The following is an 11,296-nucleotide window of genomic DNA, read 5'->3' as shown; positions in this document are numbered from 1 at the left end:
ATGTGCTACCCGGTAATAGATTTTTGGGAATAGGGTTTCCTTCCGTGCGATGCGGAATTAAAAAGCGAGTCGAAAGAAAACCTTTTTAAATAATAACCGTGATAATTGTCCTTAAATAAGTCAGTTACGGCTGGCTATAGTGGGAAATGGTGTACTTGAGCCGGGTGTTATTTTTGCCGAGTTTTCTGGCAATATTGCTTTTGTACGCCCCGATGGTTTTTTCACTTTTTTGTGATGCCCCGGCGATTTGTGTCAGTGACCATCCTCGGGCAAGCATCATCATTACGTTGAATTCGTTTGCTGTGATCTTATTTTGTAATGCTTTGATATTGTGTTGGTTATTGTTCTTTGTGATACGTGTAACGGTATGGTGTAGCCGATCAAGACTGGTATCTTGATCAAGAAACAGCATGTTCTTCCCACAAACGGTTTGAAAAAGAGTAAAAGTAGCTTCATCTGCCAAAACAATAATTTTGGTGACAGGTCGTAAAGCCATGTTGCGGATAATCCTGGCATATTTTAAAAAATCTGATTTGTCAGGATTAATGATGATGCAATCCGTTTCATAAGGAAGCATTTTGACAGCAGAGAGCGTCTGGGAGGAGTAATACGGGATATCAATATATAATGATGAGCCACGTAGGATTTCTCGCATGCCTAGCCAAGGGTAAATTGAGTCACCCAAAAAAATAGCCTTTGACATAACGATCTCCTTGAAATTTTGGTGCAAGCAGCCGCCTCTTTTTGTAGGTTAAAAAAGAGTTTCTTGCGACGCGTGAAATGTTAATTAAATCTCGTATAACGTTCTGTGCTGTGAACGTATCCTTATTAATTCCAGATAAAACAGATATTTTCTGTATTTATTAGAATCATTAACTATTCTTAAAGTAGATATTACACTTTGTTAAAATTTAAGATAAATCGTTTATTTCAGCTCTGCGTAAATGATTGATAGATTTCGCTTATGAATCGCGTGAATAATGATTGAGTGATTTCTATAAAGGCAGGGTATTCCTATCCATTGGGGTGGGGATTTACATGAAAAACATTATATTTCAGATGGATACCCGTTTTTCTTAATGGGATGACTGGTGAGTAGGAGAATTCTTAATCAAGACCAGGACAAAGAGAAGGGGCGTCGAGGGGAAGAGAGAAGTATCGCTAAATTTGCAGTTATCGACCTGAAACTCGAGTATTCAGGTTGATAATTCTTAGTGTTGTGATTTTTTTAGGGAATTATCCTATTTTTGTCTTTTTGTGCTTAATTTTAAAAGCTCACTTGAAGAGGTTATTTTTTCTGATTGCTATTGCTGATAGGGCTTAGCCCGCCAACAGTTCCTGTTCTACCTGATGCACCTGCTGTTCCAGCGTATTGCGGATTTCCGTAAGCGCCCGTTGTTGATCGGAGAAGTAGGCTTCTTTATCTGTCACGGAGGTGGCAAGCCGCCAGGCGTTCTCGGCTTCCAGTTCGGTAATCTCTTTGAGCAGCGCGTTAATTTGTTCTCTGAGCTGCTGTATTTTGCTGCGTAAATGCTGCAAATCGTTCAATCGGTCACTCGCCATCATCGGTTCGAGGCCGCTTTGCAATTGAGTCAGTAGCGCCCGGACGGTGGCAAGATCGGCATTTTGGCGCGCCAGGTTAAGCTGCACCATCATCTGATGCGCCTTCTCTTTCAGATCATCGGCTACCACGTCCGGGTGGCAAAGACGGCTGGCCTGACGCCACAGGCGTTTTAACTCATTACGTTCATCAGAGGAAAGCCGCTGGTCACGGCTAAAACGATGCTGTGCATCCTGCTGCTGCTCCTGATATTCATCATATTCATGGCTGGCCTCTTCCTGTGCCCGACGGGTTGCGCTGTCGTCCTGGCGAGAAAAGTCGTTTTCCAGCTCACGAATCTCCGCCAGCAGGGCGGTAATCAGTTCAGTTTGCTGCTGAATACGTTGGCGTGTTTCCACCGATTCGCGCGAATCTGAATTCTGGTTCATCCAGTGCTGCTTGAGCCTGGCCAGTTGATCAACAGCCTGGGAAATATAGTGCTGACAGGATTGATAGTCTTTTTCCCGGCGTTTTCGCTCTGCTTCCTGTTTGCGCTGGGCGCTGGCGGCGAGCTGTTTACGCAGTTCGAGAATGCGGCTCATCAGCGGTCCAAGACGAAGGTGATACAGATCGTTGAAATCATCGAGGATTTGAATGCGCGTGTTGCGCTTATCGATCAGGTCACGCAGCTGTGTTTCGAGCGCTTTGAGTTCCAGCTTACTGGCGGCAATGGCTGGATCCTGCCACGTAGAGACTGCTCGTTGAGATTGCAGCCAGGCCGATATTTCACGCAGGGCATCACTAAAGCGTCGTTCTTCGATCGCCTGCACAATGGTGCCAGGTACGACTGACAAAGGCTCATTTTTAAGATGCGCCACCTGCTGGAAAATAATCTCCTCATCTTCCAGTTCAATAGCGCTTTTGACGATTTCCAGTCGTTTGATGATCTTATTCATGACAGTCATTGCCTGGCCTGGCTAAAAAACGAGTGGCTGAAGTACAACAGGTTCACCCGTTTGAAAATGTTAGAAAAACAGTAAAGCGCATTCTGTGGCCTGCGATGCCTTTTCGTCCAGAATAATTCACTGTAATTATGAAAAACCGGAAGTCGCGCGCACCTGTCTGCATATTCAAACCTCTGTTTCATGTTTTTTACTCTCGGGTAATAATTCTTGATTCAGTAAAGATAATGCGTATAGTTCTCATTCTCTTTTATTATTAACTCCCTGTATTACTTCTGGTAAGGATCCCGACAATGAAAAAAACAACATCCGCGCTGGCATTGCTGATTGCTGCGGCGTTAAGCGGTTGTGCGGCGCATACAACGCCAGCCAGCAACGCCAGCGTTACGGAAAAAACAGCGCAACCTGCCGTCAGTGATGTGCAACAACGCGCGCTGGCGGATGGGTTATATGAAATGGCGCTTAGCCCGGCAGGGGATGCGTTGTACGTTGCCAGCGCCGAAGGATTTAAAGATGTGCAGGGCGGCGTGGTTTACAAGCTGGATCCAAAAACGCTTAAAACGCTCGGCTTGAGTCATACCGATATGAAAAACTTTGGTATGGCTATCTCGCCTGACGGTAAAACAGTGTATGTCACCAACTCACTGGATGGTGGCCTGAGCGCGCTGAATACCGCTGACGGCAAAGTGAAAAATCGCGTACTGTTCCCGGAACGTAACCCAGAAGGTTTCCCGTATGGTGCGCGCCAGGTGCTGCTGCATAACGGTTTGCTCTATATTGGTGCCGTGGCGGATCCGGCGGTGATTTGGGTGGTTGACGCTGAAACCCTGAAGCTAAAAACCCGCATTAAAAATACAGGCAAATGGATGACCGGACTGCATTATTCCGAGGTGACGCAGCGAATTTATGCAGCTAACGGCGGCGGTGAAATTCTTGTTATCAACCCGCGTAATCAGCGCGTAGAAAAACGCTGGCAACCGCTGGGGGAACAACCTGCGCTGTTGCTGAATATGGCAGAGGACGCACAAACTGGCCGCCTGTTTGTCACCGACAACTCGAAAGCGAAGACCACCCTGGTGCTGGATATCCATACCGGTAAGCTGCTGAAAAAATTGGATGTGGGTGATTCGCTGGCGGTGAAATTCAACGCAAAACGCAACGAAATCTATATTACCCAGCGTGATTCAGGGAAATTACTCAGCCTGAATGCGACCGATTACAGCGTGAAGAAAAGCTGGGACTTACCGCCTAACCCTAACAGCCTGCTGCTCTCGGCGGATGGGCAAACCCTGTTTGTTACCGTGAAACAGAGATTTAATAAAGACCACTCCACCTCTGCGCCAGATAACGTGGTGCGTATCGATCTGAATAAATAATAACAACATGTTGCCGGGGGCTCTCCGGCAACGTCGTCAGACTTTTAATGGCATGGCTATGGACAACACTAAAACATACGCACTCTTAATGAGAAAAACTGTGCTGGCCGCAACTATTGGCGCGCTTTCCGGCACGGTGAATGCTGCTGAGACCCCACGGAAGCAGAAGAGACCATTGTGGTGCAGGCCGCAGAGAGAAGTGATTTTAAACCCGGTGGAGATACGTTACTGCCCGCTTTTCTCGACGGTCAGGTTGCTAATGGCGGCAGGCTGGGGATGCTTGGTCAGCAAAATGCCATGGATGTACCATTTAACGTTATAAGCTACACCTCAAAACTGGTCGAAGATCAGCAAGCTAAGACCGTTGCCGATGTTGTCGCCAATGACGCGAGCGTGCAGGCGGTACAAGGCTACGGTAACTATGCAGAGACATACCGTATTCGCGGTCTGAAACTTGACGGCGATGATATGACCTTTGGTGGATTATCTGGTGTGCTGCCGCGTCAGGTGGTGGATACGCAGATGATCGATCGTGTTGAAATCTTTAAAGGCGCGAATGGATTACTCAATGGCGCTGCCGGTAGCGGCGTTGGCGGAATGATTAATCTTGAACCCAAGCATGCAGACGATACGCCGATCGCACGCCTCGGTATGGATTACACCAGTGACTCACAGGTGGGAACGTCGCTCGATGCCGGACGCCGTTTTGGTGACAATAACCAGTTCGGTGCCCGTGTGAACCTGTTGCATCGTGAAGGGGTGGGGGCGGTTGACGACGATAAACGTCGTACCACGCTGGCATCACTGGGACTGGATTACCGTGGCGACCGTTTCCGCAGTTCATTAGACGTCGGGTACCAGAAAAAGACGTTTCACGGTGGCAACATGGGGATCAATGTCTACTATGTGCCATTTGTCCCCGATCTGCCGAAAAATACGCACAACTATAGCCAGAGATGGGGTTATAGCGATATTGAAAATGAGTTCGGTATGGCGCGCACGGAATATGATCTGACCGAGAACTGGACCGCTTATGCCGGTTTAGGTGCGCAGCACGCGCATGAGATTGGCTTGTACAGCGCTCCGGAAATATACAACCAGGCCGGTGATGCGAAAGCCGGACGCTTAGATACCAATCGTATTATTGATGCGTTCAGCGGGATGGCAGGACTGCGCGGGAATTTTGATACGGGTTTTGTGTCGCATAAGGTTAATGTAGGTTATTCCGCCGTCACTAAAGAAGACAAAATCGCCTGGCGCATGGGGTCACGTGCCGCGCGCCCGGACGTCAATATCTACGATACGCAGAATGTACCAAAACCGGCGGTGACGGCGACGGGAGGCAACTATAGCGATCCGCTAACCAGCGGGCGTACGCGTAGTCAGGGGTGGCTACTCAGCGATACGTTGGGTGTGCTTGATGATCAGCTTCTGTTTACCGTCGGCGCGCGCCACCAAAAGGTCGTGGTGCGTGATTACAACAAAGAAACTGGCGCTGAAAACGTTAAGAACAGTTTTGACGACAGCCGCTGGATGCCGACGTACGGTGTTGTATACAAGCCGTGGCAGGAACTCTCCCTATACGCGAACCATACCGAATCGTTACAGCCAGGCAGCACCGCGCCAAGCAGTGCAGTGAACTACGGTCAAAGCACCGGAATCATCCATGCAAAACAGAATGAGGTTGGGGTCAAAACAGACTTTGGACGTGTAGGCGGTTCACTGGCGCTGTTTGAAATCAAAATGCCGGTCGCCCAGTTGGATAGCCAGACCCGGTATTACGCAATCAACGGCGAGCAGCGTAACCGTGGTGTGGAGCTGAATGTTTTTGGTGAGCCGATGTTAGGACTGCGGCTGAATGCCAGTGCAACGTGGCTGGATGCGACGCTCAGTAAAAATCAAAACGGTGTCAACGACGGTAAGACGGCAATCGGCGTACCGGACTTCTATGCGGTGCTGGGTGCTGAATATGATATTAAACCTGTTGAAGGACTCACCGCGACGGCGCGGCTGAACCATTCTGGTGCTCAATATGCCAACGCGGCAAATACCAAGAAACTCGACAGTTTTACCACACTGGATTTAGGTGTGCGTTACCGTATGTCACTCAATCAAAACCAGAATCAGATGATTTTGCGCGCAGGGGTCGATAACATCACCAACGAGAATTATTGGTCAGGTATTGATGATACCGGGACTTATCTGTTCCAGGGTGAGCCGCGCACGCTGAAGGTTTCCGTCAGTTACGACTTCTGATTTTTCTCCCGAGCCTCGGTGCGTTGGGCAAGGAAGCCCGGCGCATCCAATCGATTATTGCGCCTTGCGACAACCTGGTTGAAATGTTAAAAGAAGCCCCTTCAATAAAAACGACACAGGGGAAGGGCGTGAAAAACGCGTCAACTGCATCTGACACCAGCGTGTCTGATGCCGCGTCAACGAATGAGCCGACGCTTCAGCGGGGGTTGCAAAACCGCCATATTCAGTTAATTGCACTGGGCGGTGCAATTGGTACCGGCCTGTTTTTGGGCATTGGCCCGGCGATTCAGATGGCGGGACCTGCGGTGTTACTGGGTTACGGTGTTGCCGGGATCATCGCTTTTTTGATTATGCGTCAACTGGGCGAAATGGTAGTGGAAGAACCCGTTTCCGGATCCTTTGCCCATTTTGCCTATAAATACTGGGGACCGTTCGCGGGTTTTCTCTCCGGCTGGAACTACTGGGTGATGTTTGTGCTGGTCGGCATGGCGGAACTGACAGCGGCCGGGATCTATATGCAGTACTGGCTGCCCGATGTCCCGACCTGGATTTGGGCCGCGGCATTCTTCGTGATCATCAACGCCGTCAATTTGGTCAACGTACGCCTGTATGGCGAAACGGAATTCTGGTTCGCGCTGATTAAAGTGCTGGCTATTATCGGCATGATTGGTTTTGGTGTGTGGATGCTGTTTTCCGGTAACGGCGGGGAACATGCAAGCATCGATAACCTGTGGCGTTACAACGGCTTTTTTGCTACCGGCTGGAACGGATTAATTCTGTCGCTGGCGGTGATTATGTTCTCCTTTGGCGGGCTGGAGCTTATCGGAATTACTGCCGCAGAAGCGCAGGATCCGCAAAAAAGCATTCCGAAAGCGGTAAACCAGGTGGTGTACCGTATTCTGCTGTTTTACATCGGTTCTCTGGTGGTGCTGTTGGCGCTGTACCCGTGGGTGGAAGTGAAATCCAATAGCAGCCCGTTCGTGATGATTTTCCATAATCTTGACAGCAACGTGGTGGCTTCTGCGTTGAACTTTGTCATCCTGGTGGCTTCGCTGTCGGTGTATAACAGTGGCGTCTACTCTAACAGCCGTATGCTATTTGGTCTCTCGGTTCAGGGGAACGCGCCGAAGTTCTTAACCCGCGTCAGCCGTCGCGGCGTACCGGTGAACTCACTGATCCTTTCCGGTGCGATTACGTCGCTGGTGGTACTCATCAACTATGTGCTGCCGCAAAAGGCCTTTAGCCTACTGATGGCGCTGGTGGTGGCGACGCTGCTGCTGAACTGGATTATGATCTGCCTGGCACATCTGCGATTCCGCGCGGCGATGCGTCGTAAGGGACGTGACACGCAGTTTAAAGCGCTGCTATATCCGGCAGGGAACTACCTGTGTATTGCTTTCCTTGGCATGATTCTGGTGCTGATGTGTACGATGGATGAGATGCGCCTGTCAGCTATCCTGCTGCCAGTGTGGATCCTGTTCCTGTTTGTTGCCTTCAAACTGCTGCGTCGTAAGTCCCGCTAAGTTTCTACCGATCTTGTTATTACCGATCCCATCGTCAGGATGGGATCGGATCCTCACTCAACGTTTATCGTGACCGTTCTCGCAATTTTGTTGCTGCTGACAGGATCTTTATTTTGTAATCGATTACTTTTCTATTGAATCTATTTTGTAATCGATTACTTTTTAAGGGTGGGGCAAAAAATGGTGTCAACAACCGAAAGTAGTGGAAAACAGAGCGTACAGTACCGGCTGCTGGTGCCCCGGCTGTCGCTAATGATGTTCTTACAGTTCTTTATCTGGGGAAGTTGGTCCGTCACGCTGGGGCTGGTGATGAGCCAGCACAACATGTCGCTGTTGATTGGCGATGCGTTTTCAGCCGGGCCCATTGCCTCTATTCTGTCGCCATTCGTCTTAGGGATGCTGGTAGACCGCTTTTTTGCCTCGCAAAAGGTGATGGCGGTGATGCACCTTGCTGGCGCGGCAATCCTGTGGTTTGTTCCGCAGGCATTGATGGCGCAAAACGGTGCACTGTTGATTGGTCTGCTGTTTGGCTACACGTTGTGCTACATGCCAACGCTGGCGCTTACCAACAATATTGCTTTTCATAGCCTGTCGGATAAGGACAAAACCTTCCCTGTGGTACGGGTGTTTGGCACCATTGGCTGGATTGTCGCGGGGATCTTTATCGGTGTAACCGGAATTTCGGACACCACCGACATCTTTACGCTGGCGGCGATTATCTCTGTGATTCTGGCGCTCTACAGCCTGACGCTGCCCAACACGCCTGCACCGGCGAAAGGACTGCCGGTGAAAGTTCGTGATCTGTTTTGTGCGGATGCTTTTGCCTTACTCAAGGTCCGTCACTTTTTTGTCTTCTCGCTCTGCGCGACGCTTATCTCTGTACCGTTGGGAACCTATTACGCGTATACCGCGTCGTTTCTTGCTGATGCGGGCGTCGGCGACGTCAGTACGGCGATGTCGTTTGGTCAGATGTCTGAAATATTCTTCATGCTGGTGATCCCGTTCCTGTTCAGACGTTTGGGCGTGAAATACATGCTGTTAATCGGGATGTGCGCCTGGTTCGTGCGTTATGCCTTCTTTGCCCTCGGCATCAGCGAAGAGGGCCGATTCCTGCTGTATCTCGGCATTCTGCTGCACGGCGTGTGCTACGACTTCTTCTTCGTGGTCGGCTTTATTTACACCGATCGTATCGCCGGGGAAAAAGTAAAAGGTCAGGCGCAAAGCATGATCGTCATGTTTACCTATGGGATCGGTATGCTGCTTGGCTCGCAAATTTCAGGCGCACTTTACAACCGGCTGGTGGCGGGGCAAACCGTGCCTCAGGCGTGGACCACATTCTGGTGGATCCCGGCAGTAGCTGCCGCAGTGATTGCCGTGATTTTCCTTTTCTCTTTCAAGTATGACGACAAAGAGCAGGCGTAATTTTCAGGAGGGGTTATGAAAACCATCAAGGGACCTGGCATTTTTCTGGCGCAATTTATCGGGGATCGCTCGCCATTTAACACCCTGGAGGGCGTGGCAAAATGGGCGGCGGAGCTGGGCTATAAGGCATTACAAATCCCGTGTAATCACAAGTCGCTGTTTGATGTCGAACAAGCTGCTGTAAGTCAGGCCTATTGTGATGATATTCGCGGAATGCTGGCCGGGCATGGGTTAGTGATTAGCGAATTATCTACCCATCTTGAAGGTCAACTGGTTGCCGTCCATCCGGCTTATGATGACGCTTTTGACGGATTTGCTCCGCCGTCTGTACGCGCTAATCCGCAGGCCAGACAGGCGTGGGCCATCGAAACCTTACACCAGGCCGCTGCGGCTTCACAAAGACTGGGGCTGACGGCACATGCCACGTTTTCAGGTTCGCTCGCATGGCCTTTCTTTTACCCGTGGCCACCGCATAATCGTCAGCGCTTTGAAGAGGCTTTTCTGGAGCTGGCGCGTCGCTGGAGACCGATTCTCGATCGCTTTGATCATCATGGAGTGGATGTTTGCTTCGAGATCCATCCCGGCGAAGATCTGCACGATGGCGTGACGTTCGAGCGTTTTCTGGCACTGGTTGATAATCATCCTCGCTGCAACATTCTCTATGACCCGAGCCATCTGTTATTGCAGCAGATGGATTACCTTGGGTTTATCGATGTCTACCACTCGCGTATTAAAGCTTTCCACGTCAAGGACGCTGAGTACCACGCCAGTAGCCGCAGCGGTGTCTATGGCGGTTATCAGCCGTGGCTCGATCGCGCCGGGCGTTTCCGTTCCCTTGGGGACGGGCAGGTTGATTTTAAAACGATCTTCAGCAAGCTCACACAATATGATTTCCCTGGCTGGGCGGTGCTGGAATGGGAGTGTTGCCTGAAAGACGCGCAAACCGGGGCGAGTGAAGGGAGCGATTTTATACGCCGCCATATTATTCCGGTTTCTGCACGCGCATTTGATGATTTCGCCGCTGGCGATGAGGTACGCAAATGATACAGGTTGGCATTATTGGCAGCGGATTTATTGGGCCTGCACATATTGAGGCATTGCGTCGACTCGGCGGTGTGAACGTGGTGGCGCTCTGTGATAGCTCGCTGGCGGTTGCCCAGGAACGCGCAGATGCTCTTCATATTCCTCATGCGTACGGCAGCGTTGAGGCGCTGCTGGCGCATCCCGGACTGCGGGTAGTGCATAACTGTACGCCGAATCATCTGCATGCCGACATCAATCGGCAGATTTTACGCGCGGGCCTGCACGTGTTTTCAGAAAAGCCGCTGTGTATGACGCCGGATGAGGCTCGTGAACTGGAAACGCTGGCACAGCAGGCGGGAGTGGTGCACGGCGTGAGCTTTGTCTATCGCCAGTTTGCAATGGTGCAGCAGGCGGCCAGTATGGTCAGAAGCGGCAGCGTGGGCCGTCTGTTTGCCGTTCAGGGGAGCTATTTGCAGGACTGGATGCTGCTGGAGACTGACTACAACTGGCGGGTCGATGCCGCACAGGGTGGGGATTCGCGGGCGGTAGCGGATATCGGTTCGCACTGGTGTGATACGGTGCAATTCGTGACTGGAAAACGTATTGTCGAGGTGATGGCCGATTTGGCTATCGTCTGGCCGGTACGTAAAGCCAGCATTGCCAGTAACGCTACGTTTGGCCAGCAAACGGCTGATGTGCAATTTGAGGATAAAGCGGTTACGACGGAAGATCGTGGATCGGTGCTAGTACGTTTTGATGATGGCAGCAAAGGCTGCTTTAGCGTTTCGCAGGTGAGTGCAGGGCGCAAGAATCACCTGAGCTTTGAAATTAACGGTAGCCACTGTTCACTGCACTGGGATCAGGAAACGCCGCAACAGCTTTGGGTCGGGCACCGTCAGCAGGCGAACCAGATCCTGACGGACGACCCTGGATTGATGAATGCTGATGTAGCTGCCAGTGCGCACTTTCCGGGCGGGCATATTGAGGGCTGGCCGGATGCGTTCAAGAATATGATGCAGCAGTTTTATCAGGCTGTGTTGGCAGGCAAAATGCCCGCGACGGCAGAGCGTCGATTTGCGTCTTTTTCTGATGGTGCGGATGTGATGTATATCATTGATGCAATTATAAAAAGCCATCAGCAGCAGCGTTGGATATCAGTACAGCGCTAAACACGCATCCGGTTCGCCAGTCGGC

The 11,296-nt window shown here is 50.7% G+C and carries 7 protein-coding genes and 1 pseudogene; 6 read left to right on the top strand and 2 right to left on the bottom strand.

Annotated elements, in window-relative coordinates; all coding sequences use genetic code 11:
• Positions 1 to 124 precede the first annotated feature (124 nt).
• Together OGY06_RS08195 and OGY06_RS08190 are read right to left on the bottom strand one after the other, a co-directional pair.
• A complete protein-coding gene (locus OGY06_RS08195; RefSeq protein ID WP_286605057.1) occupies positions 125 to 703 on the bottom strand; it encodes a LuxR C-terminal-related transcriptional regulator in 579 nt (192 codons plus the stop codon).
• 617 nt (positions 704 to 1,320) lie between these two features.
• The gene (locus tag OGY06_RS08190; protein ID WP_063940743.1) at positions 1,321 to 2,496 is read right to left on the bottom strand and encodes a coiled-coil domain-containing protein; all 1,176 of its coding nucleotides are present in this window, start codon (positions 2,494 to 2,496) and stop codon (positions 1,321 to 1,323) included.
• Between the two features lie 299 nt (positions 2,497 to 2,795).
• Here OGY06_RS08190 and OGY06_RS08185 point away from each other — a divergent pair, with 299 nt between their 5' ends.
• The 6 genes and pseudogenes from OGY06_RS08185 to OGY06_RS08160 all read left to right on the top strand — a co-directional run bounded on the left by OGY06_RS08185 (position 2,796) and on the right by OGY06_RS08160 (position 11,271).
• Positions 2,796 to 3,878 (top strand): YncE family protein, encoded by a 1,083-nt coding sequence (locus tag OGY06_RS08185; RefSeq protein WP_218667576.1) that lies wholly within the window; start codon positions 2,796 to 2,798, stop codon positions 3,876 to 3,878.
• A 58-nt stretch (positions 3,879 to 3,936) separates the two neighbouring features.
• Positions 3,937 to 6,134: pseudogene (locus OGY06_RS08180) on the top strand (TonB-dependent receptor).
• A 128-nt stretch (positions 6,135 to 6,262) separates the two neighbouring features.
• Positions 6,263 to 7,657, top strand: coding sequence for a phenylalanine transporter (gene pheP / locus OGY06_RS08175; RefSeq protein ID WP_008784036.1), 1,395 nt, complete (start codon positions 6,263 to 6,265; stop codon positions 7,655 to 7,657).
• Positions 7,658 to 7,837: 180 nt separating this feature from the next.
• Positions 7,838 to 9,079, top strand: coding sequence for an MFS transporter (locus tag OGY06_RS08170; RefSeq protein ID WP_286605055.1), 1,242 nt, complete (start codon positions 7,838 to 7,840; stop codon positions 9,077 to 9,079).
• A gap of 15 nt (positions 9,080 to 9,094) precedes the next feature.
• Entirely contained in the window at positions 9,095 to 10,123 is a 1,029-nt protein-coding gene (locus OGY06_RS08165) for a sugar phosphate isomerase/epimerase family protein (RefSeq protein WP_063940739.1), read from the top strand.
• Positions 10,120 to 11,271 carry a Gfo/Idh/MocA family protein gene (locus OGY06_RS08160; RefSeq protein WP_126955876.1) on the top strand — a complete coding sequence of 384 codons (1,152 nt, stop codon included), beginning with the start codon at positions 10,120 to 10,122 and terminating at the stop codon, positions 11,269 to 11,271. Before OGY06_RS08165 ends, OGY06_RS08160 begins: the two co-directional genes overlap by 4 nt.
• Positions 11,272 to 11,296: the final 25 nt, after the last annotated feature.

Source organism: Citrobacter sp. Cpo147 (assembly GCF_030332405.1).
In the GTDB taxonomy this organism is placed as follows: domain Bacteria; phylum Pseudomonadota; class Gammaproteobacteria; order Enterobacterales; family Enterobacteriaceae; genus Citrobacter; species Citrobacter portucalensis.
Note: the sequence above shows the minus strand (reverse complement) of the source record. Positions and strands in the feature narration are given on the sequence as shown.